Annotated in this window: 18 protein-coding genes; 11 read left to right on the top strand and 7 right to left on the bottom strand. The window is 71.7% G+C overall.

Going from position 1 to position 25,763, the window contains the following annotated elements; translation table 11 throughout:
• The first annotated feature begins 78 nt into the window (after positions 1 to 78).
• Positions 79 to 1,791 (top strand): molybdopterin-dependent oxidoreductase, encoded by a 1,713-nt coding sequence (locus O7634_RS05380; RefSeq protein WP_278149059.1) that lies wholly within the window; start codon positions 79 to 81, stop codon positions 1,789 to 1,791.
• 68 nt (positions 1,792 to 1,859) lie between these two features.
• Here O7634_RS05380 and O7634_RS05375 read toward each other — a convergent pair whose 3' ends face one another.
• Both O7634_RS05375 and O7634_RS05370 read right to left on the bottom strand, forming a co-directional pair.
• Complete coding sequence (locus tag O7634_RS05375) at positions 1,860 to 2,426, bottom strand: hypothetical protein (protein WP_278149058.1); 567 nt, start codon at positions 2,424 to 2,426, stop codon at positions 1,860 to 1,862.
• 1,122 nt (positions 2,427 to 3,548) lie between these two features.
• Positions 3,549 to 3,932, bottom strand: a complete 384-nt coding sequence (locus O7634_RS05370) for a WhiB family transcriptional regulator (protein ID WP_091406539.1) — start codon at positions 3,930 to 3,932, stop codon at positions 3,549 to 3,551.
• Positions 3,933 to 4,185: 253 nt separating this feature from the next.
• Here O7634_RS05370 and O7634_RS05365 point away from each other — a divergent pair, with 253 nt between their 5' ends.
• The gene (locus O7634_RS05365; RefSeq protein WP_278149057.1) at positions 4,186 to 5,004 is read left to right on the top strand and encodes a response regulator transcription factor; all 819 of its coding nucleotides are present in this window, start codon (positions 4,186 to 4,188) and stop codon (positions 5,002 to 5,004) included.
• Positions 5,005 to 5,157: 153 nt separating this feature from the next.
• Here O7634_RS05365 and O7634_RS05360 read toward each other — a convergent pair whose 3' ends face one another.
• Positions 5,158 to 5,577 (bottom strand): DUF5319 domain-containing protein, encoded by a 420-nt coding sequence (locus O7634_RS05360; RefSeq protein ID WP_278149056.1) that lies wholly within the window; start codon positions 5,575 to 5,577, stop codon positions 5,158 to 5,160.
• A 185-nt stretch (positions 5,578 to 5,762) separates the two neighbouring features.
• On the opposite strand from O7634_RS05360, the gene guaB reads away from it, so the two are divergent.
• The 4 genes from guaB (at position 5,763) to O7634_RS05340 (ending at position 11,648) form a co-directional block, all read left to right on the top strand.
• On the top strand, positions 5,763 to 7,325 hold the full coding sequence (gene guaB, locus O7634_RS05355) for an IMP dehydrogenase (RefSeq protein ID WP_278149055.1): 1,563 nt from the start codon (positions 5,763 to 5,765) through the stop codon (positions 7,323 to 7,325).
• Positions 7,326 to 7,355: 30 nt separating this feature from the next.
• A complete protein-coding gene (locus tag O7634_RS05350) occupies positions 7,356 to 8,474 on the top strand; it encodes a GuaB3 family IMP dehydrogenase-related protein (RefSeq protein ID WP_278149054.1) in 1,119 nt (372 codons plus the stop codon).
• Between the two features lie 182 nt (positions 8,475 to 8,656).
• Complete coding sequence (locus O7634_RS05345) at positions 8,657 to 10,081, top strand: M1 family metallopeptidase (RefSeq protein ID WP_278149053.1); 1,425 nt, start codon at positions 8,657 to 8,659, stop codon at positions 10,079 to 10,081.
• Positions 10,082 to 10,190: 109 nt separating this feature from the next.
• Positions 10,191 to 11,648, top strand: coding sequence for a M1 family metallopeptidase (locus O7634_RS05340; protein WP_278149052.1), 1,458 nt, complete (start codon positions 10,191 to 10,193; stop codon positions 11,646 to 11,648).
• 120 nt (positions 11,649 to 11,768) lie between these two features.
• Here the strand turns inward: O7634_RS05340 and O7634_RS05335 are convergent, their stop codons facing one another.
• Positions 11,769 to 12,887 (bottom strand): LCP family protein, encoded by a 1,119-nt coding sequence (locus O7634_RS05335; protein WP_278149051.1) that lies wholly within the window; start codon positions 12,885 to 12,887, stop codon positions 11,769 to 11,771.
• A 140-nt stretch (positions 12,888 to 13,027) separates the two neighbouring features.
• On the opposite strand from O7634_RS05335, the gene O7634_RS05330 reads away from it, so the two are divergent.
• Entirely contained in the window at positions 13,028 to 14,725 is a 1,698-nt protein-coding gene (locus O7634_RS05330) for a GMC family oxidoreductase (protein WP_278149050.1), read from the top strand.
• Positions 14,726 to 14,732: 7 nt separating this feature from the next.
• On the opposite strand, the gene O7634_RS05325 is transcribed toward O7634_RS05330, so the two are convergent.
• Both O7634_RS05325 and O7634_RS05320 read right to left on the bottom strand, forming a co-directional pair.
• Positions 14,733 to 19,316: a caspase family protein gene (locus O7634_RS05325; protein ID WP_278149049.1), complete on the bottom strand. Its 4,584-nt coding sequence runs from the start codon at positions 19,314 to 19,316 to the stop codon at positions 14,733 to 14,735.
• 4 nt (positions 19,317 to 19,320) lie between these two features.
• The gene (locus tag O7634_RS05320; protein WP_278149048.1) at positions 19,321 to 19,599 is read right to left on the bottom strand and encodes a hypothetical protein; all 279 of its coding nucleotides are present in this window, start codon (positions 19,597 to 19,599) and stop codon (positions 19,321 to 19,323) included.
• A gap of 127 nt (positions 19,600 to 19,726) precedes the next feature.
• On the opposite strand from O7634_RS05320, the gene guaA reads away from it, so the two are divergent.
• A complete protein-coding gene (gene guaA, locus O7634_RS05315; RefSeq protein ID WP_278149047.1) occupies positions 19,727 to 21,283 on the top strand; it encodes a glutamine-hydrolyzing GMP synthase in 1,557 nt (518 codons plus the stop codon).
• A gap of 7 nt (positions 21,284 to 21,290) precedes the next feature.
• Here the strand turns inward: guaA and O7634_RS05310 are convergent, their stop codons facing one another.
• The gene (locus O7634_RS05310) at positions 21,291 to 21,647 is read right to left on the bottom strand and encodes a PspC domain-containing protein (protein WP_278149046.1); all 357 of its coding nucleotides are present in this window, start codon (positions 21,645 to 21,647) and stop codon (positions 21,291 to 21,293) included.
• A gap of 143 nt (positions 21,648 to 21,790) precedes the next feature.
• Here O7634_RS05310 and O7634_RS05305 point away from each other — a divergent pair, with 143 nt between their 5' ends.
• The 3 genes from O7634_RS05305 (at position 21,791) to O7634_RS05295 (ending at position 25,713) form a co-directional block, all read left to right on the top strand.
• Positions 21,791 to 22,741: an NUDIX domain-containing protein gene (locus O7634_RS05305; protein WP_278149045.1), complete on the top strand. Its 951-nt coding sequence runs from the start codon at positions 21,791 to 21,793 to the stop codon at positions 22,739 to 22,741.
• 699 nt (positions 22,742 to 23,440) lie between these two features.
• The gene (locus O7634_RS05300; RefSeq protein ID WP_278149044.1) at positions 23,441 to 24,430 is read left to right on the top strand and encodes an NUDIX domain-containing protein; all 990 of its coding nucleotides are present in this window, start codon (positions 23,441 to 23,443) and stop codon (positions 24,428 to 24,430) included.
• 344 nt (positions 24,431 to 24,774) lie between these two features.
• The gene (locus tag O7634_RS05295) at positions 24,775 to 25,713 is read left to right on the top strand and encodes a CDP-alcohol phosphatidyltransferase family protein (RefSeq protein WP_278149043.1); all 939 of its coding nucleotides are present in this window, start codon (positions 24,775 to 24,777) and stop codon (positions 25,711 to 25,713) included.
• Positions 25,714 to 25,763: the final 50 nt, after the last annotated feature.

Below are 25,763 nucleotides of genomic sequence, written 5' to 3'. Positions count from 1 at the left end.
CCCGGTCCGTCTTACCGGGTCATTACCGACGCCGCCGTACGTTGGCGACCCGACGCGATGATCGCGCACACTGGGCCGATGAGCACCACGTCACGGCGGTACGCCGCGCTGGCCGGGATCACCGCCGCCGCCGTCGCGATCGGGATCGCCGAGCCGGTGGCGGTGGTGACCGGTCCCCGGTCCGCGCCACTGGTCGCCGTCGGCGGGGTCGTCGTCGACGCCGTACCCGAGTCGCTGAAGCAGTTCGCCATCGACCTCTTCGGCACCAACGACAAGATCGCGCTGCTGATCGGCACCGCGGTGCTGCTGGCCGGGTTCGCGGCCCTGTTCGGCGTACTGGCCGTCCGTCGGCTGGCACTCGGCCTGGCCGGCATCGCCGCGTTCGGCGTCATCGGCGTGGCCGCCGCGTTGACCCGCCCCGGCGCGGACGCCGCAGACGCGCTGCCGTCGGTGGTGGGCGCGGGTCTCGGCGGTCTGGTGCTCTGGCTGTTCATCGCCGGCCCTCTCGAACTGGACCCCTGGCCCTGGTCCCCGCCCACCCTGGCCTCCGGCGCGCTCCCGGGTTCCGGCCCGAGGTCGAACGCGGACGGGCCCGAGCCCGCTACCGGCCCGGTGTCGCCTGCTGGGCCGGTGTCCTCTGGCGGGGCTGTGTCGCCCGGCGGCCCGCCGCCGGCTGACGGGCCGGTGTCGTCCGGCGGGCTCGGGGCGCTCGACGGGCCGTCGCCCGAGTCGCGACGACGGTTCCTCACCGGTAGCGGGGTGCTGCTCGGCACGGCCGCGGTGGCCGGCCTGGGCGGGCGTTGGCTGGCCGGTCGGCGCGGGGTGTCCGCCGCCCGGGAGGCGATCCGCCTGCCCGCGCCGGTCGCCCCCGCACCGGCGGTGCCGGCGGGCGCGGACCTGGCGCTGACCCAACTGGCGCCGTACGTCACGCCGAACTTCGGTTTCTACCGCATCGACACCGCGCTGGTCGTGCCCCAGGTCGACCCGAACACCTGGCGGCTGCGGATCCACGGTCGCGTCGGCAACGAGCGCACCTACAGCTACGCGGACCTGTTGGCCCGGCCGCTCGTCGAGCGGTACGTCACGCTGGCCTGCGTCTCCAACGAGGTCGGCGGGGACCTGATCGGCAACGCCCGCTGGCTCGGCGTACCCCTGCGGGAGCTGCTGGACGAGGTCGAGCCGGACCGGGACGCCGACCAGGTCGTCGGTCGGTCGGTCGACGGCTGGACCTGCGGCACCCCCACCGCCGCCCTGCGCGACGGCCGGGACGCGCTGCTGGCGATCGGTATGAACGGCGAGCCGCTACCTGTCGAGCACGGGTTTCCGGTCCGGATGGTGGTGCCGGGCCTCTACGGCTACGTGTCGGCCTGCAAGTGGGTGACCGAGTTGGAGCTGACCCGGTTCGCCGACTTCGACGCGTACTGGGTTCCGCGCGGCTGGTCCGCCCAGGGACCGATCAAGACCCAGTCCCGGATCGACACACCCCGCAGGCGCAACCGGCTGACCGCCGGTCCGGTGACCGTGGCCGGGGTGGCGTGGGCACAGCACCGGGGCATCCGCCGCGTCGAGGTACGCGTCGACGACGGCGAGTGGCAGCAGGCGGAACTGGCGCCGACCGTGTCGGTGGACACCTGGGTGCAGTGGTCCTGGCGCTGGGATGCCACGCCGGGGGAGCACCGACTCCAGGTCCGGGCGACCGACGCGACCGGCGAGACCCAGACCGAGCGTACGCAGGGTGTGGCACCCGACGGTGCCACCGGCTGGCACACCGTCCCTGTCGCCGTCCGCTGAACGCCGACGGGCCGGCACCCCGGTCAGGGGTGCCGGCCCGTGGTGCGGGTCAGCTGTTCCAGTGCGGGTCAGCTGTTCCAGTGCTGGGCGACGAGGTCGGTGGCCTGCTGCTCCCACTGGGCGTACGCGTCCGGGTACGCGGAGACCTGCACGGTCTGCGCGGCGTCGGTCAGCGGCATGTCCTGCCACCCGTCGACCTGACGCAGCCCCTTCAGGAACGCCGTCGTCGAGTACTCCGGGTCGGTGATCTGCTCCGGCGTGCCCCAACCAGAGCTAGGGCGCTGCTGGAACAGGCCCAGCGAGTCGTGGTCGTTGGCGTCACCCAGGTGGCCGAGGTTCTCCAGCTTGGACTCCTGCAGGCTCGTCGCGATCGAGATCACCGCGGCCCGCTCGGGCAGGCCGGCCTTCTTGGTCGCGGCGATGATCGCCTTGACGTTGGCGGTCTGCTCGTCGTTGAGGGTGATGTGCGACTGCTCGCCCTGCGGCTTCGGCGCCTGCACGGCCACCGCGGCGGTGGTGGCGGGCTTGGCGTCCGCGGCCGGCGCGGCGTGGGCGGCGACCGGGCCGGCGAAGATCCCACCGGCGAAGGCGAGACCGGCGACGGACAGCACACTCTTACGCATGATCGTGTTCATGGGGTGAGCTCCTTCGGGGGTAAGGACACCCCTGCGCGATGCGGGGGTGTGAGCACCTCGTCCGGCGCTGCGAAAGTCTGGGGGGTGGCACACCCGGTGTGCCGGGGATGGCGGTGTTCAGGCCGGGGGGCCTGTCACGCCGGGGTCGGCGGCCTTCGAGCGGGGGCTCGTGGCGCCGGGGTCCAGGTGTAACGACCGGCCGACCGGGATCATTCCGCGGCGACCACCTGCGGCCGTGGGCTGTGCAACGACCCGCCGACCGGGGTGATTCCGGAGCGGCCACCTGCGGTCGTGGGGTGTGTAACGACCGGTTGACCGGGGTGATTCCCGGGGGCGGGGGCGCCTACCTGCGGTCGTGGGGTGTGTAACGACCGGTTGACCGGGGTGATTCCCGGGGGCGGGGGCGCCTACCTGCGGCCGTGGGGTCTGCAACGACCAGCCGACCGGGGTCATTCCCGGGGGCGGGGGTGCCCACCTGCGGCCGTGGGCTGTGCAACGACCAGCCGACCAGGGTCATTCCCGGGGCGGCCATTGCTGGTCCTGCGGGCGTCTGGGTGTGTAACGGTCTTGGCCCGGCCATGATTCCGGCCGCGTGGTGCGGCGGGTCACGTCCGGCGGCAGGTTAACCCGACAAATGGCCCACAATGACCGTGCCGCCGACCGCGCGGCGGCCTGATCGACTCGTCTTCCTTGGATGTCGGGGCATCTCGGGCCCTGGTTGGCCCCGACATCAGGGAACTCGTGTTGATCAAGCTGCAGGGTGCCTGCGGGTCACGTCCGGCGGCAGGTTAACCCGACAAATGGCCCACAACGACCGTGCCGCCGACCGCGGGGTGGCGACAGGGCGGCAGGCGACGGACGTCCGGCGGTGAGGGCGGCCATGGCCTGATCGACTCGTCTTCCTTGGACGTCGGGCCTTCCCGGACCCTGGATGGCCCGACATCTGAGGAACTCGTGTTGATCAAGTGTCTGGCGCGCGCCCAAGCGGGCGGCTACGGCGCGCCCGGTGCGACCCGACCGCCACGGGCGACGAAGTCCCGCCCGAGGCCTACCAGGCGACCAGGGGGCGACGACGAAAACCGCGCCTCCTGGATCAGAAGGCGCGGTTTGCGATGTCTCGGGTCAGGCGACGTTGCGTTGGGCGGGGACCGTCGACTTGTGCGGGCGACCCAGTCGAGCCTCCAGCCGGGCGACGTCGACCCGGGCGTGCCGGCGGTCCGCCAGGTCCTCCCAGCCGACGGCGAGGAGCCGAAGGCGCTCCGACTCGCTGAAGCCGCCCCACACGCCGTACGGCTCGCGGACGGACAGCGCGTGCGCCGCGCACTCGGCGCGAACCGGGCATGCGCGACAGACCGACTTGGCCGCGGACTCGCGACGCAGACGGGACGAACCACGTTCGCCGTCGGGATGGAAGAACTGGGCGCTGTCGCGCCCTCGGCAGGCACCGAGCCGCTGCCAGTCCCAGAGGTCGACGATGGGTCCGGGCAGTCTACGTACGTTCGACATCAGCACCCCTCCTCCCGCGCGGCTCCGCGAGAATCCATGTGGCCGGCATCCGGGCGGCGAGCCGCGCAGGCGCACCGTTCCCGGCCTGGATCTCCCGGTACCCCTGCTGTCGTCAGCTCACACGTGTGTGATCGAAAACGTCTGGCAGATTGCGGCTTTTGCCCCATCTGTCGGAAAAGTTCAAAGGATTGCCGAGAACCCCCTCCCCAGCAGACCGCGTCATGGTCTGCTCGTTGGCGGAGAGGAGACCACAGTGCGTACCGTCCTTGTGTGCGTTCGGACACCACTCGCGGCCCAGCACCTTGCTTCGGCCGCCGCGAGGTTGGGGTTGTCCGCGATCGTTCGTACCGCCGTCTCTGATCCCGAGGTGATGCTGCGGCTGGCCGAGCGACCGGCCGACGTGGTGCTGGCCGACACGGCTCTCACCCGGCCGGACAGCGCTGGCTTTGTCCGCCGGGTGTTGGCCCGCGCGCCGCAGGCGGCGGTGCTGCTGCTCGGCACCGAGGAGTCCGAGGCCGCCGCGGCCACGATCAGCGCGGGCGCCCGCGGGCTCATCCAGAACATCGACCATGACCTGACCAGCGCGGTGGCGAAGGCGCTCCTGCTGCTCACCGCGCCCGGCCGGGCCTCCCGGCAACGGATCACTGACCCGGCGCGCGATGCTGCTGCCGTCGGCGGCTCCGGCCGCTCCGGCCCGTCGCCGCGCGGCTCCGCCGAGCCCGGCTGGTCGGCCAAGCCGGGGGAGGGCCCGGCGGGTCTGGCGTCGGTGCCGGTGCAGCGGGGCGACGACGAGGTCGAGTCGACGACCGGTGAGCCGGCCGGAGGTCAGTCCGACACTGCCCGACCCGCTCCGAACGCCCGACCCACCCGCGCATCGATCGGGCTCACCGAGCGTGAGCTCCAGGTGCTGCTCGGCATGGCCGAGGGCAAGAGCAACGCGGAGATCGGCCGGGAGCTGTTCGTGTCGGAGGACACCGTCAAGACGCACGCCCGCCGGCTGTTCCGCAAGCTCGGCGCGCGGGACCGGGCGCACGCCGTCGCCGCCGGATTCCGCGCCGGCCTCGTCGCCTGACCGCCCCACCCCCGCGATCTTGCACTTAGGTACGCCGCTTTGCGGTCTTTAGCTCTTTTCGCCGGGACAGCAACTGCAAGATCGCGGGGGACGGGCGGGCCCGCGGGGGACGGGCGGGCCCGCGGGGACGGGCGGGCCCGCGGGGGCCGGGGGTTACGGGGTGGGGGTTGGGGTGCCTGGCTCGTCTTCGGTGCCCTCGGTCAGGGTGTCGTGCACCCCGTCGGCGTAGCCACGGGCGTAGTCCCAGGTCACGTAGTGGTCCGGGTCGGGGTCGTAGGCCGGCTCGTGCACCCGGGGGCGGCCCGAGTTGAGCAGGTGCCGCAGGTTGCCCCGGAGCAGGTCCCAGTCGAAGTAGTGCGGTTCGCGGCAGTCCTCACACTCGATCACCAGCCCACGGACCCCGATCGGGGCCAGCAGGGCCTGGTAGATCTCCAGGTCGGCGAGGTCCTCCAACACGTCCTGCCGTTCGACGTCGGTCAGCGGATCCGGCGTCGCGTCATCGCCCGGGTCATCCAGACCCGCTGTCGGATCGGCCGGGTCGCCGTTGAACGGGTCGATGGGCTCGTCGTGCACCCCCTCACCGTAGACCCAACGCGACGTGAACGTCCGCCCCCCGGCCTCCGTGCCGCCCGGCCCGCCACGGACGGGTCGCCCAGCTCACTGGGTACGATGAGTCGACGTGCCGGCACCGTGGCGCGCTCCGGTGCCCGCCCGCGCCACCTCGCTGAAGCCCATTCGAGCAGCTCAGGGGAGCAATCGTGGAAAATTCGCCCAGCACCGATCTTCCGGCCGGCGTCGAGCACGCCGACCTGGGCGGCCACCTGCCCGAGCTGCCGGCCGGCTCCGCCCGGGTGGTTCCGCTCGGCCTCACCTTCGACGACGTGCTGCTCCAGCCGGGCGAGTCGGACGTGGTGCCCAGCCGGGTGAACACCCGGACGAAGCTCACCCGCAACGTCGAGCTGTCCATCCCGCTGCTGTCCAGCGCGATGGACACCGTGACCGAGGCCCGGATGGCGATCGCCATGGCCCGCCAGGGCGGCATCGGCGTGCTGCACCGCAACCTCTCCCTGGAGGACCAGGCGCTCCAGGTCGACCTGGTCAAGCGCTCCGAGTCCGGCATGATCACCAACCCGGTGACCGCGAGCCCAGACGACACGCTGCGCGAGGTCGACGAGCTGTGCGGTCGCTACCGCATCTCGGGTGTGCCGGTGGTGGACGGGGACGGCCAGTTGGTCGGCATCGTCACCAACCGCGACATGCGGTTCGTCTCCGAGCCGGCCACCCCGGTCCGCGAGATCATGACCCGCACCCCGCTGATCACCGCCCGGGTCGGCGTGAGCAAGGACGAGGCCCTCGCGCTGCTGCGCCAGCACAAGGTCGAGAAGCTGCCGATCGTCGACGACTCGGGTCGGCTGCGCGGTCTGATCACGGTGAAGGACTTCACCAAGAGCGAGCAGTACCCGGACGCCAGCAAGGACGACGCCGGCCGGCTGCGGGTCGCCGCCGCCATCGGTGTGGGTGAGGACGCGTACAAGCGGGCCCGTGCCCTCGTCGACGCGGGCGTCGACGTGCTGATCGTGGACACCGCGCACGGTCACCAGCGGGCGGTGCTGGACATGGTCCGCCGGCTCAAGGCCGACGTCGCCGTCGACGTCATGGGCGGCAACGTGGCGACGTACGCCGGCGCGAAGGCGTTGGTCGACGCCGGCGCCGACGGCGTCAAGGTGGGCGTCGGGCCGGGCGCGATCTGCACCACCCGGATCGTCGCCGGGGTCGGCGTGCCGCAGGTGACGGCGATCATGGAGGCCGCCCGCGCCGCCCGTCCGGCCGGCGTGCCGGTGATCGGCGACGGCGGCATCCAGTATTCCGGTGACATCGCCAAGGCCCTGGTCGCCGGCGCCGACACGGTGATGCTCGGCAGCCTGCTGGCTGGCTGCGAGGAGAGCCCGGGTGAGTTGATCTTCGTGAACGGCAAGCAGTACAAGACGTACCGCGGGATGGGCTCGCTCGGCGCGATGCAGTCCCGGGGCCAGGCCAAGTCGTACAGCAAGGACCGCTACTTCCAGCAGGACGTGCTCAGCGACGACAAGCTTGTCCCGGAGGGCGTGGAGGGCCAGGTGCCCTACCGGGGGCCGCTCTCCCGGGTGGCCCACCAGCTGGTCGGCGGCCTGCGCCTGGCCATGGGGTACGCCGGTGCGGAGAACATCCCCGATCTGCACCACCGGGGCCAGCTCATCCGGATCACCGCGGCGGGCCTGAAGGAGAGCCACCCGCACGACATCCAGATGACCGTCGAGGCGCCGAACTACCACACCCGCTGACCTTCCACCCCCAACCACCTGGAGTCCCCCATGCGTGACGTGGTCGAGATCGGGCTGGGCAAGACCGCGCAGCGCGGCTACCACCTGGACGACATCGCCATCGTGCCGAGCCGCCGTACCCGGGACGTCGACGACGTCTCCACCTCCTGGCAGCTCGACGCGTACCCGTTCGGCATCCCCTGCGTCGGCCACCCCTCCGACGCCACCATGAGCCCGGCGTCGGCGGTACGCCTCGGGCAGCTCGGCGGGCTCGGCGTGCTGAACGTCGAAGGGCTCTGGACCCGCTACGAGAACCCGACGAAGGTGCTCGACGAGCTGGCCGGCCTCGGCGAGGACGCCCGCGCCACCAAGCGGCTCCAGGAGGTGTACGCCGAGCCGATCCGTCCGGACCTGATCGCGGAGCGGGTGCGTGAGCTGCGGGCCGGCGGCGGCACCGTGGCGGTGCGGGTTTCCCCGCAGCACACCCTCGCGTTGGCCCCGGTGATCCTGGACGCCGGGGTGGACATCCTCGTCATCCAGGGCACCATCGTGTCGGCCGAGCACGTGTCGACCACCGACGAGCCGCTGAACCTCAAGGAGTTCATCGCCGACCTCGATCTGCCGGTGATCGTCGGCGGTTGCACCGACTACAAGACGGCGCTGCACCTGATGCGTACCGGCGCGGCCGGCGTGATCGTGGGCATCGGCGGCGACGAGTGGTCCACCACCGAGTCGGTGCTGGGCATCCGGGTGCCGATGGCCACCGCCATCGCGGACGCGGCGGCGGCCCGGCGCGACTACCTCGACGAGACCGGCGGCCGGTACGTGCACCTGATCGCCGACGGTGACATGCAGACCTCGGGCGACATCGCCAAGGCGCTCGGTTGCGGCGCGGACGCGGTGATGCTGGGTGAGCCGCTGTCGCTGTGCGAGGAGGCGCCCGCCGGTGGCGCCTGGTGGCACTCGGCGGCCAGCCACCCGTCGCTGCCCCGGGGCGCCTTCGAGGTGGCCGGTGAGCCGCTCGGGTCGATGGAGCAGTTGCTCTTCGGGCCGGCGGACGAGGCCGACGGTCAGCTCAACCTGTTCGGCGGCCTGCGTCGGGCGATGGCCAAGTGCGGCTACCGCGACCTGAAGGAGTTCCAGAAGGTCGGCCTGGTCCTCGACCGCTGACCGAACCGTACGTCCGAGGGCCGGCCCGCACGGGCCGGCCCTCGTCGCGTTCACCCGGTGCTGTCGCGCTCCTCGACCTGCGATGACAGTCGATTCCGGCCGCGTGGCAGGCGGCGCTGACTAGGCTCGTCCTGACCGCTGACGCCGCAGCGGGGGGCACGGACGCGGCAGGAGGAGTGTGCATGGTCCAGACCGGACGGACACCGGTCGGCAGTCGGCTCGCTGCCGCCGCTGTCGCCTTGACCTGCGTCATCGGGCTGCTCGCGACGGGTTGCACCGGCGACGACAGCAGCGGCTTCCGACCGGGCGGGGCCGACGCCGGCGACCCGTACGTGCCCGGGCGCGGCAACGGTGGCTACGACGTCACGCACTACGACCTGTCCGTCCGCTACGACCCGTCCAGCGATCGGCTCACCGGGCGGGCCGTCATCACGGCGACCGCCTCCCAGGACCTGTCCCGCTTCAACCTGGACCTGGCCGGCCTCGACGTGGCTGCGGTCCGCGTTGGTGACGCGGCGGCCGCGCACCGCCGTACCGATGGGGAGTTGGTGGTGACGCCGCGCGACGGACTGCCGCGCGGCCGGTCGTTCACGGTGGCGGTCGACTACGCGGGCGTGCCGGCCGCCGTCGACGGCGGCCCGTTGGGCAGCGGTGGCTTCCTGCACACCACCGACGGGGCCGTGGCGCTCGGGCAACCCGACTCGGCGGCCACCTGGTTCCCGGTCAACGACCACCCGTCCGACAAGGCGACCTACGAGCTGGCGGTGACCGTCCCGGACGGCCTGGCCGCACTGAGCAACGGCGTGCCCCGCCCGAAGAGCAGCGCGGACGGCTGGACCACCTGGCGGTGGTCGGAGCGCGCCCCGATGGCCAGCTACCTGAGCACGCTGGTGATCGGCGACTACCGGGTGACCACCGGCACGCACGCCGGCCGACCGATGATCACAGCGGTGCCGGCGAGCCTTCCACCGAACGGTGGCGCGGCCCGCTCGCTGGCCCGCACCGGCGCGATAGCGGACTTCCTGGCCAGCCGATTCGGTCCGTACCCGTTCGACTCGTACGGGGGGATCGTGGTCGCCGACGAGCGGATCGGGTATGCGCTGGAGACCCAGTCCCGCCCGGTGTACGGGCCCGCCTTCTTCGGCGCGGACCGGCCCAACCTCTCCGTCGTCGCCCACGAGCTGGCCCACCAGTGGTTCGGTGACAGCGTGTCGTTGAGCAGGTGGAGCGACATCTGGCTGAACGAGGGCTTCGCCAGCTACGCCGAGTGGCTGTGGGAGGAGCACGACGGCGGTCGGACCGCCCAGCGCACCTTCGAGATCGAGTACGCGGCGACCGACTGGTCGCAGCCGTCTGTCGAGCCGGGTCGGGAGCGGATGTTCGGCAGGGCCGTCTACAAGCGCGGGGCGCTCGCCGTGCACGCGTTGCGCCGTACCCTCGGCGACGATCTGTTCTTCCGGGTCGTGCGGGCCTGGACCAGCGAGCGGGCGGCGGGTAACGCGACCACACCGGATCTCGTCGCGCTGGCCGAGCGGGTCGCGGACCGGCAACTGCGGCCCCTCTTCGACGCCTGGTTGGTCGGCGGGGCCGCGCCCACACTGCCCTGACGCGGCCCCGGACGCCGGTCGATATGCTGCCGCCTGCGAACGGGTGGGCGATGCCGGTTCGCGCGGAGCGGCGAAGGCCGTGACCGCCACCGTGCGGAGGGGCGTGGGCATGCGGGGGACGCGACACAGTGTGCGAACGGGCGTCGGCCTGCTGGTGACCGGGGCGCTCGCGCTGTCCGGTTGCGACTCGACGGCACCCGAGGTGGGGCTGTCACCCAGTGCGTCCCCGACGCCGACGCGGACGTTCACGGCCGGGGCCGACGGGGTCGGCGACCCCTACTTCCCGACCTACGGCAACGGCGGCTACGACGTCTCGCGCTACACCGTGAAGGTCCGCTACGACCCGGCGAAGGACCAGTTGACGGGTACGACGACGGTGCAGGCCACCGCGACCAGCGACCTGTCCTCGTTCAACCTCGACCTGGCCGGCCTGAACGTCAGCGCGGTCACCGTGGACGGCGCGGCGGCGACCCACACGCGGAAGCGGAACGAGTTGGTGATCAAGCCGGCCTCCGGCCTGATCAACGGCAACGGTTTCGTCGCCGAGATCACCTACGCCGGTGTGCCGAAGCCGCTGGAGAACGAGGCGCTCGGCGACGGCGGTTTCCTGCACACCACCGACGGCGCCATCGCTCTGGGGCAACCCGAGTCGGCGAGCACCTGGTTCCCGGTCAACGACCACCCGTCCGACAAGGCGGCCTACGACTTCGAGATCACCGTCCCGGACGGGTTGACCGCGATCAGCAACGGTGTTCCGGGCGGCAAGACCAGCACCGGCGGGTGGACCACCTGGAAGTGGTCGGAGAACTCACCGATGGCCAGCTACCTGAGCACGCTGGTGATCGGGAAGTTCCGGATCACCACGGGTGAGCACAAGGGCCGTCCGGTCTACAACGCGGTCACCACGACGGTGGCCAAGGGCGCCGCGGACACCTCCATCGCGAAGACCGTCGAGGTGGCCGACTACCTGGAGACCGTGTTCGGGCCGTACCCGGTCGACGCGTACGGCGGCGTGGTGGTCTCGGACAGTCGTATCTCCTACGCGCTGGAGACGCAGAGCCGGCCGGTCTACGCCGCGAGCTTCTTCCGACAGCGCGGGAACACCGCGGTCGTCGCCCACGAGATGGCCCACCAGTGGTTCGGCAACAGCGTCGCGCTGGCCAGGTGGGAGGACATCTGGCTCAACGAGGGCTTCGCGACGTACGCGGAGTGGCTGTGGGCCGAGCACACCAACGAGTACACGGCCGCGCAGGCGTTCGACAACCGGTACGCCCGGATGTCCGCCCAGGCGTGGCGGACCCCGCCGGGCAAGCCCGGTGCGGCGGGGCTGTTCAGCGAGTCGGTCTACCAGCGCGGCGGCATGACTGTGCACGCCCTGCGGGTGGCCGTCGGTGACGAGACGTTCTTCGAGATCATCAAGACCTGGGCGGCGGAGAAGCGCAACGGCACCGCCACCACCGCCGATTTCGTGGCCCTGGCCGAACGCGTCTCCGGTAAGCAACTCGACGACCTGTTCGACGCCTGGCTCTACGACACCAAACGCCCCACCCGCCCCAAACCCCTGTAACCCAGGTCCCCGCCCGCCCCCCACCCCGCGATCTTGCACTTGCTGTCCCGGCAAAAGGGGACAAAGGCCGTGAATCACAGTCCGAAAGTACAAGATCGCGGGGAACTGGGGTCGGGTGGGTCAGTTTTTTACTACCAGGTTGGGGTGGGCGGACAGGTAGGCGTCGGCCCTACCCGCTCGGAGTTCGGTGAGGAACTTCCTGCCCTCGCCGGTGAGCTGTTCACCGCGGTAGGCGCTGCCCTTGCCGACACCGGACCCGGGCAGGCCGACCAGTGTGAACGTGTTCTCCGGTAGGCCACTCAGGGCGTACGCGATGTCGACGATGCGTCGGCCGCCGACGTAGACGAGCGTGTCGCCCAGCGCGGCGACCACCTGGTCGACGCGCTCCGGCTGCTTGGCCAGCCCCTCGTCCAGGATCTTGCGGGTGAGCGCCCGGACCAGTTGCTGCTGGTGCCGCTGCCGGGCGTAGTCGCCGCCGGTGATGTAGCGCTGTCGCGCGTAGTCCAGCGCCTGCCAGCCGTTGAGGTGCCGCTGGCCCTTCTCGTAGACCTGCTGCGGCCCGGTGTAGCCACCCGGCGCGCTCTCCCGGTACTTGCCGTCGGGCCGACGGTGCAGCGAGGCGACCCGCTGGTCGACGTAGACGTCCACCCCGCCCAGCGCGTCGACCAGCCGGTCGAACCCGTTGAACGTGAGCACCGCGCCGGCGTCGATACGCAGCCCGGTGTAACCGCTGACGGTGCTGCGCAGCAGCTCGTACCCCTGGGCGGTGTTCGGCTGTTTGGGCTTGCCCGGCACCCGGCTGCCGAAGCTCATCGCGTGGGTGAGCTTGGTCTTGCCGCCCTTGTAACCGGCCTTGGGGAACGCCGGGATGTCCACCACCAGGTCGCGGGGAAGCGAGAAGAGATAGGCCCGGTCCAACCCCTTGGGTACGTGCAGCACCAGCACGGCGTCCGAGTGCGGCTCCCAGCCGGGCACGCTGACCCGGGTGTCCACTCCGACCAGCAGCAGGTTGAGCGGGCCGGTGATGTCCGCGCCCGGTGGCGGGCCGGTGGGGCTCGGGGTGGGTGTGCCGACCGGTGACGGGGTGGGCGAGCCGGTCACCGGCGCGCCGGCCGGCTTCTCGTCACCGGTCAGACGGGTCACCACCACCGCGCCGGCCGCGATCAGCGCGACGGCGACGAGCGCCGTCAAACCCAGCAGCAGCCAGCGTCGGCGCGGCGCCATCGACCCGAGAACCATCTTGGATTCCTTCCACCCGTCTGGTGAACAACGCTCCGACGGGTGCTCCGGGTTGCGGCCGGCGGCGGGTCGGGCGGCCGGTGCATGATCGCGCGAAACCGCCGCTGGCGCGAGCGCTACTCGCGAGTAATGATGCGTCCATGCGGTACGACGTGCTTGTCATCGGGTCCGGCTTCGGTGGCAGCGTCACCGCGCTCCGGTTGGCCGAGAAGGGCTACTCGGTCGGGGTGCTGGAGGCCGGCCGGCGCTTCGCCGACGACGAGTTCCCGCAGACGTCCTGGCGGGCCCGTCGCTTCCTCTGGGCACCGAAGCTCGGCTGCTACGGCATCCAACGGCTCACAGTGCTCCGTCCGGCCGCGCGCCGCTGCGGCAGCGGGGTGCTGGTGCTCTCCGGCGCCGGGGTGGGCGGCGGTTCGCTGGTCTACGCGAACACCCTCTACGAACCGCTGCCCGCCTTCTACACCGACCCGCAGTGGCGGGACATCACCGACTGGCGCGCCGAGTTGGCGGGCCACTACGACCAGGCGAAGCGGATGCTCGGCGTCACCACGTACCCGCTGGACACCGGCGCGGACCGGGCCATGCGCGCGGTGGCCGACCGGATGGGGGTGGGGCACACGTTCCACCCGACCCCGGTGGGCGTGTTCATCGGCCGTCCCGGGCAGCGCGCCGCCGACCCGTACTTCGGTGGCGTCGGCCCGGACCGCGCCGGCTGCCTGCACTGCGGTTCGTGCATGACCGGCTGTCGGCACGGTGCGAAGAACACGCTCGTCAAGAACTACCTCTGGCTCGCCGAGCGGCTCGGCGTGGCGGTGCACCCGTTGACCACGGTGACCGCCGTCCGGCCGGCCGCCGGCGGCGGCTACCAGGTGCACACCGAGCGCACCGGCGCCTGGCTGCGCAGGAAACGGCAGGTCGTCCACGCCGAGCAGGTGGTCTTCGCGGCCGGGGCGCTCGGCACCCAGCGGCTGCTGCACGCGATGCGGGAAACCGATGTGCTCCCCGGGCTCTCGCCCCGGCTCGGCGAGCTGACCCGGACCAACTCGGAGGCGATCCTCGGCGCGTCGGTGCCCCGGCGCAAGGCCCGGTCCGAGCGGCTGGACTACACCGAGGGCGTGGCCATCACCAGCTCGTTCCACCCCGACCCGCAGACCCACGTCGAGCCGGTCCGCTACGGGCGGGGCTCCAACGCGATGGGCCTGCTCCAGTCGTTGTTGGTCGACGGTGGCCCACACCGGGTGCGCCGCTGGCTCGGCGGCATGCTGCGGCAGCCCCGGTTGGCGGCGCGGATGGCGTCGGTGCGGGGCTGGTCGGAGCGGACGGTGATCGCCCTGGTCATGCAGTCGGTGGACAACTCGCTGACCACCCGGTGGCGGCGCGGTCCGCTCGGGCGTCGGCTGGTCACCACCCCGGGCCACGGTACGCCGAGCCCGACCTGGATTCCGGCCGGCAACACCGCGGTCCGGCTGCTCGCCGACGAGATCGGCGGCACACCGGGCGGCTCGGTCACCGAGCCGTTCGACGTTCCGGTGACCGCGCACATCCTGGGCGGGGCGGTCATCGGGGCGACCCCCGCCGACGGGGTGATCGACCCGTGGCACCGGGTGTACGGGCATGCCGGGCTGCACGTGGTCGACGGCGCGGCGGTCTCGGCCAACCTGGGCGTGAACCCGGCGCTGACGATCACCGCGCAGGCGGAACGGGCGATGTCCTTCTGGCCGAACAGGGGCGAAGAGGATCCCCGCCCGCCGCTGGGCTCCCCGTACCGGAGAATCCCGGCCGTACCCCCGCGAAACCCGGCGGTCCCCCCGGGCGCCCCGGGAGCGCTCCGCCCCTGAGCCGCACCTATTCGGCGTCGAGTTGGAGGAGCCACCGCACCGCGGTCCAGCCACGTTCGTCGATCTTGAGGCGGGGTGCGGCGAGCCACGGCGTCGCGCGGTCGGCCAGCCCGTCGGGGTCGACGGCGAACGGACGGCACAGGGCGGCGATCTCCGCCGGGTCGGTGAGCGGTGGCTCCAGTTGTTGCGTGCCGAGCACGAGCAGGTCGTCGAAGACGACTGGCCGGTCCACCACCGACGTCAGTTGGTCGAGCGGCGCGACGTCCTCGCCGCCGGCATCGAGCAGGGGGCGGACCTCGGCCGCGATGTCCCGGAGTGACGTGCCGGTCAGCGCCGACATGCGGACCGCCCGCAGCGCCCAGTTCGCGCCGCTGCGGGCGAACCGGTGCCAGGGAGACTCGGCGAAGAACTGCTGGACGAGCTTGCTCGGGGTCCGGTCGGCGAGGCCGGTGGGAAGGCCTGCGGGCAGGTCGAAGCGGCGGGTCAGGTCTCGGTACCGTTCCAGGTCGGTGAGCGCCTGGCCGAGCGTCACACCCTCCAGGGTGGCGAGTGCCACCACCGTGTCGATGGTGACGACGGCCTGGGAGAGTGGGGTGTCGAGGACCTCGGCATGCCGTCTGATCTGGCCTCTCCACGGTGGTTCGAGACGGGCCGTCGCGGTCAGCCGTTCACTCCCGACCCCCGCTCTCACCAGCAGGTCGAGGGCACGGGACAGGTCATCCCACTCGGCCCCGTCCAGGATCGAGATCAGCCCCGCCAGATCGTCGACCGTCTCGTCGAGTGAGAATCCGTTGCCCTGCGCCAGCGCGGGGCAGGCTTCGACGGCCGCCATCACCAGGGACCAATCCTCGACCTGCGGCTCGATCCGGAAGCCCGCACCGGCCAGCTCGGCCATGATCTGCTCGCGGTCTGGTCCGTCGTCCTCCCAGGAGGCGGCGTAGGCGGCGTAGGCCACGTTGAGGGCGGGAATGACAGTGCGATGAAACGGAGCTACCCGGTCAGAGTCGCGGGATGCCGCCAGCAGCGCGTGATGACTCAGGTGCGGTGTCACGTTCGTGTACCGGACCTGGGTTGTCGGCTGGGGGTCGCCGAACAGGATGCGCCGGGCCTCCGTCCCGAGGTCGCCGAGGGATGGATTGATGAGTTTGGCGATCCGCCTCATCGCGGTTTCCCGATCGAGGGTCGGAACGGGAAGCCATGCCGTCGCGGGCGCGATGCGGGTGGCCGGCCAATCGGGCACGTCATCCTCCACCGCTCGCGTGCTGAGCACCGCGAAGGTCAGGTCGCGGAGGATGATCGGGAGGTTACGCAGGGGCGAGTCGGCAAGTGAGCGCCAGGTCTCCGCGTTACGCCGCGCGGACAGACCGGCTGCCGCCGGGGTCAGGCTGAGCGACGCCGGCTGTTCGAGCAGCGCCAACGTCCATCCATAGACCGCTACCGCGCCCAGGCTGACCTGGAGAAACTCTGCCAGCGCCTGTAGCTCGCCGAGGAACCGATCCCGCCCGAACGTCCCACTGATCGCGTCCTCGCCGCCGCTCCGGGTACGTGCCCCGGGGCCGAAGTCGGTGGGAAGGTGACGGTATCCGTTGAGGACGGCGGCCAACCGGTCGTCGAAGGGCGGTATCCCCGGGGGTGGGGTCGGTCGTTCGCCATCCACGATGACGGCGACGCGGGCGGCGTCGAGGGCGCTGCGTGGGTCTCCTCGGTGGTGCAGCAGATCCGGGTCCCGCAGATACAGCCCGTCCCGTTCCGGCACCAGTGCGAGCGGTTTGGTCCGGTATGCCGCCGAGTCGGGAAGCTCGGTGTGGCTGACCACCGGGACAACGGTCAACGGCCGGTCGCGCAGCCGCTGCCAGGCCAGGCGTGCTGCCGGGGTGTCCATGCTGAACAGACTCAACAGCCAGTTGCCGGACGCGTCGGGCCAGTCGCCCACCCTGGTGGCGGCCCGCTGAACGCGTTCGCTCACCGCCCGATGGTCGTACCCCAGCAGTGTCCGACGGTCCACGCTGAGGTTCGGCTGGGCCCACCCGCCGAGCGAGACGGTGCAGCCATTGAACCGGAAGCGCTGGGAGACGCTGATCGGGATGCCGTTGACGAGGATCTCACCCGGCCCCTCGTGGAAGAAGACGGCGAGGTCCGGGGCCCGGAAACAGGGCGTCACCTCGTTGCCGTTCCGGTCGTACAACCGGTCCGCGTCCCACCGCCGACCCGCGAAGAACACCGGGATGGTGGGCGCCCGGACCGTCCGGTTCAGCGCCTCCGCCAGGTCGAACTCCTGGGACTCGGGATTGAGGAACAGGCGTACGACGGTTCCGCCCCCGGTCGGCTCGACCTGGCCGCCGTCGCTGATCTGAAACAGGTCCGACCCGCCACGGACCCGGACCCGGACCGGCGGCTGCAGACCCAGTCGGCGGTCGACGCGCGTCGACCGCACCTCCAACTCGTCGGCGATCATGAAGTAGCTGAGCACCCCGATGCCGAACTGCGAGATCGGCTGGAACTCCGGGCCGCCGTCGGTAGCCCACTCGGCGGACTCCTGGATGAACTCGGGAAGATCCCGAAACCGGCGTCCGGCCTTCGCGAACGCCTCCCTGATCTCGTGGTGCGACATGCCGATGCCGTTGTCCCGGCACTCGATGAACCGGCGGCCACCCTCGACGCCCACGCGGAACTTGATCGCGGGGCTCCAGTCGTACTCGTCGCCCTGGAGGTGCTGGAGCCGGCGCTCCCGGTAGCGGCAGGCGTCCACGGCGTTCTGGTACAGCTCGCGCACCGCGAGCGACGGGTCCTGGTAGAGGTTGGTGCCCATCAGCAGGTGCCGGGTCTCCGAGGTGGAGACCCGGAAGGTGACGTGCGGCAGGCGGAACGACGCCCGCTCGGGTTGCAGCCGGCTGGTGGCGATCAGGTGGGGTGTCTTCGTCTGGTGGAGCGGACCACCCGGTTGGCGGTGGTTGAGCAGAACCTCGTTCGTCTCCGCCACCAACTGCCGGACCGCCAGGTCGATCGGCGCGCTCCGGGTCCAGAGACTGAGGTCCAACAGGTTCTGCACCCGGTGCCAGCGGGCCTCCTGAAGCCCTGCCAGGGCCTCGGCGAGGGGCAGGTTGTCGTGCACCAGATGGATGCCGCTGGCTGGTTCGAAGAAGCGGGTGTCGAGACTCAGGCGCCAGAGCAGTTGTAGTGCGGCAGCCAACCGCCAGCCGTTGACACTCGACCGGACCGGGTCCAGGTTGATCTCCAGCTCCACCGGGTCGAATTCGGTCAGACTGCGGGACGGGTCGAAGGCGTACCGGACGGCCTCGACGAGGTAGCTGACCGTGCGACCGACACTGGCCGCCGGCAGATCAGGCTCGATCCCGCGGACGACGTCCGCGATGCCCTCGCGGAGGTGACCCGTGGTGTCGAGAGCGCACTCCCGTACCGCGGCGAGATGAGCAGCCCACTGCCGAAGTGGCGACGCGGGGTCGTCCCAGTCGATGGCTCGCCGCAAGCCGGGTTCGGCGGAGACGACGCAATCCAACGACCAGCACGAGTCCTGCCGGGCCAGCAAGCCCACCTCGGCGCGGCGGAAGGCCCCGTCGACCACCGCCGCCAACCCGACCAGCACCAGGCGTTCGAGCGGGGTGGCGAGGATGGCGGGGGCGAGTTCCTTCACGGTGCGGGCGAGTCGATCGACAAGGCCGGGTTGCAGCCACGGGCTCACCGGTTGGCCGGCCAGGACCGACGTGGCCGACGCCGCCGCCTCCAGCTCGTCCGCGATCGTCAGCAGGCGCTCGACCTGGGCGGGGGACGGCTCCGGCGGGCCGTGCGGCGTCTCGCCCAGGATGTCCGGAAGCTCGTTGCGCAGCAGTCGGCTCCACCGGTCCTCGGCGAGCATGGCGGGACTGAACGCGAACAGGGGGAACGCGGCCGTGTCAGGGTTGACGTTGCTGACCACGTCCAGCCGTTGCGGGGGTAGACCCTCCTGGTCGCAGATCAGCTTCATCCGGTCCTGCACGAGCGCGGCCGCCCGGGAGAGGCGTACCTCCGGTGGAAGGCTGGGCAGCAGCTCCACCAGCGCCCGGGTGAACACGCTGCACGCGTCGGCCCCCGCGACGGTGTGGGCCACCGCCGAAGCCTGGGTGGCGAAGACGAACGTGGTAGCGGTGCGCGACGGCATCGGTGGATCGTGCGGCTCGTCGCCGGACTCGCCGTCCCGGCAGGCGTCGACCAGGAAGGTGACCGAGCGGGCCGGGCTGACCGCGATCTCCGACTCGAAGCGCACCGGCACCAGGTAACTGCGCTGGTCCGGCAGGCGCGGATTGACGGCTGACGGCACCAGGTAGCTGACCCCGTCGAAGTAGCGGCCGTGCCCGCTGAAATAGACGATCAGGTCGTCGTCGACGTCGCAGTCGATCAGGAATTCGGCGATCGCCGAGCGGATGGCGTCCGAGCCGACCTCGGCGGTGTCGGCCAGGAGCGTCTTCGACACTGTCACCCCGCTGTCGCCGAGGCCACGTCTGAGCTTCTGGACATCTGCCCTGACGGCCGGGCCGATGGCATCGCGATAGCCGCCGGTGTAGAGGGCTATGCCGATGAGGAGCGCCCGCCGCATCCGGTTACTCGGCCCGCTTGAAGAGCACCCGGATGCCGCCGGTGACGCCGACCGTGGCGCTGCCCAGCAGCTTGACGCCCCCCTCGCCGGTCAACTCCACGGTCAGCTCGACCTCGTCCATCCGCCACCGTCGCCGGCTGCCGTCGACCGGGTCCGGGTCGTCCGGCAGGAGCACCTGCAACTCGTCGAGCGCCGCCCGAACACGTTCCGCGTTCACGGTGATCGTCTTCAGTTGCCGGTCGACCAGGCCTTTGCTCTGTTCGTCCATCACCCAGGCATCCACGGTGGCGAGGGTAGTGCGCGATTTCAACCCTGGCGGTCCCCGAGCACGTCACCGGGCGATACGTACCCGTACGTTCGGGGCGAGCCGGTGCCGGGAGGGGGTCCGGCACTCGGTAGGCTTTGTGCACATGAGCCTGCCTCGCCCCGTCCTCGTGGTGGACTTCGGAGCCCAGTACGCCCAGCTCATCGCACGCCGGGTCCGCGAGGCGAAGGTCTACTCCGAGATCGTGCCGCACTCCATGCCGGTCGCCGAGATGCTGGCGAAGAACCCGGCAGCGATCATCCTCTCCGGCGGCCCGTCCAGCGTCTACGCGCCGGGCGCACCGCAGATCGACGCGGGCGTGTTCACCGCCGACGTGCCGGTCTTCGGCATCTGCTACGGCTTCCAGGCGATGGCCCAGGCGCTCGGCGGCACCGTCGCGCACACCGGCAACCGTGAGTACGGCGGCACCCCGCTGCGCCCGCGCCTCATCGAGCCGGGTGTGCTGCTCCGCGACCTGCCGGCCGACCTGCCGGTGTGGATGAGCCACGGCGACTGCGTCACCGAGGCGCCCGAGGGCTTCACCGTCACCGCGGAGTCGGCGGGCGCGCCGGTCGCCGCGTTCGAGGACCTGGCCGGGCGTCGGGCCGGCGTGCAGTTCCACCCGGAGGTCGCGCACACCGCGCACGGCCAGGAGATGCTGACCCGTTTCCTCTACGACATCGCCGGCATCGAGCCGACCTGGACGCCCGAGAACATCATCGACGAGCAGGTGGCCCGGATCCGCGCGCAGGTCGGCGACAAGGAGGTCATCTGCGGCCTGTCCGGCGGGGTGGACTCGGCGGTCGCCGCGGCGCTCGTGCACAGGGCGGTCGGTGACCAGCTCACCTGCGTCTTCGTGGATCATGGCCTGCTGCGCGCCGGTGAGGCCGAGCAGGTGGAGAAGGACTACGTGGCCGCCACCGGCATCAAGCTGAAGGTGGTCGACGCCGCCGACCGGTTCCTCGGGGCGCTCGCCGGGGTCACCGACCCGGAGCAGAAGCGCAAGATCATCGGCCGCGAGTTCATCCGGGTCTTCGAGGCGGCTGCCCGCGAGATCGCCGCGCACGGTGACGTGGAGTTCCTCGTCCAGGGCACCCTCTACCCGGACGTGGTGGAGTCCGGCGGCGGCACCGGCACCGCCAACATCAAGAGCCACCACAACGTCGGCGGCCTCCCGGAGGACCTGAAGTTCGCCCTGGTCGAGCCGCTGCGCACGCTCTTCAAGGACGAGGTCCGTACGCTCGGCCTCCAGCTCGGCCTGCCCGAGGCGATGGTCTGGCGGCACCCGTTCCCGGGCCCCGGGCTGGCCATCCGGATCATCGGCGCGGTCGACCGGGCGCGGCTCGACCTGCTGCGCCAGGCCGACCTGATCGCCCGCGAGGAGCTGACCGCCGCCGGCCTGGACCGGGGTGTGTGGCAGTTCCCGGTGGTGCTCCTCGCCGACGTGCGCAGCGTCGGCGTGCAGGGGGACGGACGCAGCTACGGGCATCCCGTGGTGCTTCGTCCGGTCTCCAGCGAGGACGCGATGACCGCCGACTGGTCCCGGCTGCCCTACGAGGTGGTGGCCCGGATCTCCACCCGGATCACCAACGAGGTCGCCGAGGTGAACCGGGTGGTGCTGGACGTGACCAGCAAGCCGCCGGGCACCATCGAGTGGGAGTGAGCGCGGCTCACCCGACCGGCGGCGGACCCGGCGGGGTCGTCGGCGGGTAGGGCGGCGTCGGGGCGTACCCCGGCTCGGGCCCTCCCGGCGCGGGCCCGCCGGTGGGCTGCGGCGCGACGCCCGCCGGGTGCGGCCAGGCCGGCGCGTCGCTCGGCTCCTCCGGCATCAGGAACCACATGATCGGGTACGCGAGCAGCGCGAGCCCGCCGGTGAGCAGACCGGTGACCGCGAAGATCACCCGGACCAGTGTGGGGTCGACGGCGAAGTAGCGGCCGACGCCACTGGCGACCCCCGCCACCATGCGGTCGGTGGTGGGTCGCCGGAGCTGCTTGTACGGAGCGTGGGGAGCGGTGGTCGATGTCATACCCCAACGGTCCGCGCTGGCGGCGGTGCCGTCCTCGGTGACCGCCCGGATCAATACCCTGACCGATCCCTGAGTGGTGTGGAACAGTCAGGAATCCGACTCTTTTCCGTTCCGGTAACCCGGCCCGGGGAGAATTTGGTCCCGTGACCACCATGCTCGAGCCGCTCCGCAGGATCGCGGCATACGCAGTTTGTGCTGATTCACGAGGCCGAGTTCTGCTGGTCCGCGCATCCGAGCGCTCCGGCACCCCCGGCACCTGGTCGCTGCCTGGCGGGGCGGTCGACCACGGCGAGGACCCCAACCACACCGTCGTACGCGAAACCGCCGCCGAGACCGGCCTCTCGGTCGCCGTCTCCGGCCTGGCCGACGTGCTCGCCGACATGCGGGCCCTGCCCGAGCGCGGCATCACCATCCACACCGACCGGCTGATCTACCGGGTCGCGGTGCGCGGCGGCACCCTCGCCGACCGGGCCGGCGAGCGCCCGACCGACCTGGCCCGGTGGTACACCCTCGACGAGGCGCGCGAGCTGCCGCTGCGCTCGTTCACCGCCCGTGCCCTCGGGCTGCCCTCCTCCTCGGCCGACGTGGTGCCCGACGAGGCGCCCGAGTTCCCCTCCTTCTACGCGGTCCCCGGCCCCGACGGGCTGCACCGGGCGCAGCGCTTCGCCGCGTACGCGGTGTGCACCGACCCCGCCGGCCGGGTGCTGCTCACCCGGGTCTCCGACGGCTACCCGGGCGCCGGCTGCTGGCACCTGCCCGGCGGTGGCACCGACTACGGCGAGCAGCCCGGCGCGGCGCTGATCCGGGAACTGGTCGAGGAGACCGGGCAGACCGGTCGCCTGGTCGAGCTGCTCGGCGTGGCCAGCCACCGCGACGCCGCCTCGCTCGGCCCGGAGGGCTACCCGATCGACTGGCACGGCGTCCGGGCCTTCTACCGGGTCGTCGTCGACCAGCCCAACCCGCTGACCGTCGCCGACGTCGGCGGCTCGACGTGCGAGGCCCGCTGGTTCGCCCGGGACGAGCTGGGCGCCCTCCCCAACGACCGCCTGACCGAGGTGACAGCCGAGGCGGTCCAGGCGGCCCGCCTAACCTAACCCCGGCCTCCCCGCGCCGCCCGCATGTGCGCTCGGCGGTGATCGACTCGGGTTCATGAAAGTCGCGGCAACTTGTCCAGCCGGAAACCACGCTTTCATTGAACCCGAGTTGATCGTCGCACCGCCCACCCCGTGCGCCCGGCTCCGGTCCTGGCTCGCCCCGTGCGGTGGCCCTGGCCGGCCCCGGTGCTCGGCCCCCGGCTCCCGGCCCCCGGCCCGACCCCCGGCCCCGGTGCTCGGTCCTCGGCCCCGGTGCTCGGCCCTCGGCCCCGGTGCTCGGCCCCTGCCCCTGGCCCTGGCCCCGGTGCTCGGCCCCGAGCCCCGGTCCCGGCCCTCGGTCCTCGGTCCTCGGTCCTGTTCCGTGGTCCGGCCTTGTTCCGTGGCCCCCGGTCCTGGTTCTGGCCTTGCAGGTGGCGCTCGGCCTCATCTCTCTGCCCTGCGCTCTCCCAGTGCTGCCGCTCAATCCTTTCCTGACTCCGCCCCTTGGTCTCGTTGATCATGAAGTTATTGTCAGGACACGCCGAGATGGACGGCGATAACTTCATGATCGACCGGCTGACCGGCTGACCGGCTGACCGGCTGACCGGCTGACCGGCTGACCGGCTGACCGGCTGACCGGCTGACCGGCTGACCGGCTGACCGGCTGACCGGCTGGTATGGGCGGGAGGCGGGGTTGGCGGTGGGGAAGATGGGGTAGGGGTGGAACTGGCGCGGCAGGTGCGGGTTTATGGGGTTGCGCGGCGTTCAGGGCGGGTGTTTCTTGTTCGGGACTCGGATGGGGATGAGTTTCCGGGGATGTGGCGGCTGCCGGGCGGTGGGGTCGCCCACGCCGAGCACCCGGAGCGTGCCGTGGTCCGCGTGGTCGGCGAAGAGACCGGGCTGACGGCGACCGTCAACCGGCTGCGCGACGTGGTCGCCGGCGTGGCCACCTACCCCGAGGACGACCTCTCACTGCACACCGACCGGCTGCTCTTCGACCTCGACCTGTCCGAGGACGCCGACCTGTCCGAGGACGCCGACCTGTCCGAGGACGCCGACCTGTCCGAGGACGCCGACCTGTCCGAGGACGCCGACCTGTCCGAGGACGCCGACCGGCCTCTGGGCGCCGGCCCGCTGGTTCGGTGGCTCACCCTCGCGGAGGCGGCGCGGGTGCCGCTGGCGCCGTTCACCGCCGACGCGCTCGGCCTGCCGGTCACCCCACTGCCAGCCGGGCCGCGCCGCTCGCCCGCGCCGTTTCCGCCGCCGCACCCGGACCGTCGGCTGCGCTTCGGCGCGTACGGGTTGGTCACCGACCCGGCCGGGCGCTTCCTGCTCACGCAGATCTCGGAGGGTTATCCGGGCGCCGGCCTGTGGCACCTGCCCGGCGGTGGGACCGATCACGGTGAGCAGCCGGCGACCGGCCTGCTGCGCGAGCTGGTCGAGGAGGGGGGCCAGCACGGTCGGGTGGTGGCCCTCCTCGGCGTGGACAGCCTGCACAACCCCGCCGCGCTCGGCCCGGAGGGCAGGCCCCTGGACTGGCACGGCGTACGGGTGATCTATCGGGTGCTGGTGGACGTACCCACGGACGCGGTGGTCACCGAATCGGCCGGGGGTTCGACGGCGCGGGCGGGGTGGTTCACCCGTACCGAGGCGCTTGAGCTGCCACTGAGTGACATCGCTACGGTGGCAATCGGACAGAGTGGCGGATAGCACTCCGCTCGCTGAGCCGACTTGGTGACCCTCCGGTACAGTCAAAGTCGGGAATGGTGGAGGAAACGGGCGATGAAGCCCGGGATGGGAACAAGCGAGCGGTTCGAGCGGTTTCACCCAGTTACAAGTACCGCCGGCAGCTATCGCCAAGCCACGTTCCCCTATGCGATGGTGTACTCCGCAAAACGGCTGCCGGGCCAGCAAGGTCCGGCACGAGACAGCCGGACAACCGCCACCCGGCGGCCAGCAGATCCGGTGATGGAGGAAACGTGCCGAGAGCCCCATGGCGCCGGCGTCGTACTACTGACAGTCCGCGCCCCGCAGGGCGTCGCTGGGCGGGCCGGTTGCGCCGCAGCAGCACGTTCGCCCGCCAGGTGCTGTTGGTCCGGGTCGGTCGCCGCGACGGCGACCTGCATCCGACCGACCTGACCCTGACCGAGCACCGGTACGCCGACCGGCAGCGCCGTCGCTACGGCCTGGACCGGCTCAGCCGCCCGACCCTGGGCGTGGACCGGGCGGAGATCGAGGCGGTCATGCCGGTCAGCCCGGCAATGGCGCCGCTGGCGCACGTCGACGAGGCGTCGACACGGCCGATCCCGCTGCTCCCGGGCGAGCGCACCGTCGCGCGCCGGCTGAAGTTCGCCGTGGTCAACGCCTGCACGTTGGCCAGCCTGATGCTCGGCATGCTGGCCATCTTCCTGGCCATGCAGGGCGAGGTGCGGGTCGCGGCGCTCTGCCTGATCGCCTGCGTCGCCTTCGACGGTCTGGACGGCGCGTTGGCCCGCCGGCTCGGCGTGGCCAGCCCGTTCGGCGCGCAGATGGACTCCCTGGCCGACATGTGCTCGTTCGGTCTCGCCGCGCCGGTCGTGGTCTACGCCTCGCTCGCCGGCTCCGTCTCCACCGCCGCCGCCGCGGTGGCCTGTGCGCTGGTCGCGGCGTGTGCCGCGATCCGGCTGGCCCGTTTCAACGTCTCGCCGAAGGACGGCCGGTTCTTCTGCGGGGTGCCCACCACCATGGCGGCCGCTGTGCTCGCCGTTACCGTGGCGATCGGCCTGCCGGTGCCCGGCGCGGTGCTCGTCGCCGGGGTGGCGCTGCTGGCCTTCGCGATGGTGTCGAGCTTCCCGTACGCCAAGCTCGCCCGGCTGGTGAAGCTGCCGCCGTGGCTCTGGCTGGCCCCGGTGATCGGCGCGCTCGTCGACATCCGGCTCACGTTCGCCCTGATCGTGGTCGGCTACCTGGTCAGCGGGCCGGTCCTCTGGCTGCGGCAGCGCCGTACCGCCTGATCCACGTACCTGAAGAAGGGGGCGCCGCTGTCCGCGGCGCCCCCTTCTCG

The organism is Micromonospora sp. WMMD1120, from assembly GCF_029626235.1.
Classification (GTDB): Bacteria; Actinomycetota; Actinomycetes; order Mycobacteriales; family Micromonosporaceae; genus Micromonospora.
Note: the sequence above shows the minus strand (reverse complement) of the source record. Positions and strands in the feature narration are given on the sequence as shown.

Excerpts from the sequence above, each read along its gene's own strand:
- O7634_RS05380 (WP_278149059.1), top strand. The coding sequence starts at position 79 with ATGAGCACCACGTCACGGCGGTACGCCGCGCTGGCCGGGATCACCGCC.
- O7634_RS05325 (WP_278149049.1), bottom strand. The coding sequence starts at position 19,316 with ATGCGGCGGGCGCTCCTCATCGGCATAGCCCTCTACACCGGCGGCTAT.
- O7634_RS05310 (WP_278149046.1), bottom strand. The coding sequence starts at position 21,647 with ATGACATCGACCACCGCTCCCCACGCTCCGTACAAGCAGCTCCGGCGA.
- O7634_RS05350 (WP_278149054.1), top strand. The coding sequence starts at position 7,356 with ATGCGTGACGTGGTCGAGATCGGGCTGGGCAAGACCGCGCAGCGCGGC.
- O7634_RS05370 (WP_091406539.1), bottom strand. The coding sequence starts at position 3,932 with ATGTCGAACGTACGTAGACTGCCCGGACCCATCGTCGACCTCTGGGAC.
- O7634_RS05330 (WP_278149050.1), top strand. The coding sequence starts at position 13,028 with ATGCGGTACGACGTGCTTGTCATCGGGTCCGGCTTCGGTGGCAGCGTC.
- guaA (WP_278149047.1), top strand. The coding sequence starts at position 19,727 with ATGAGCCTGCCTCGCCCCGTCCTCGTGGTGGACTTCGGAGCCCAGTAC.
- O7634_RS05375 (WP_278149058.1), bottom strand. The coding sequence starts at position 2,426 with ATGAACACGATCATGCGTAAGAGTGTGCTGTCCGTCGCCGGTCTCGCC.
- O7634_RS05345 (WP_278149053.1), top strand. The coding sequence starts at position 8,657 with ATGGTCCAGACCGGACGGACACCGGTCGGCAGTCGGCTCGCTGCCGCC.
- O7634_RS05335 (WP_278149051.1), bottom strand. The coding sequence starts at position 12,887 with ATGGTTCTCGGGTCGATGGCGCCGCGCCGACGCTGGCTGCTGCTGGGT.
- O7634_RS05340 (WP_278149052.1), top strand. The coding sequence starts at position 10,191 with ATGCGGGGGACGCGACACAGTGTGCGAACGGGCGTCGGCCTGCTGGTG.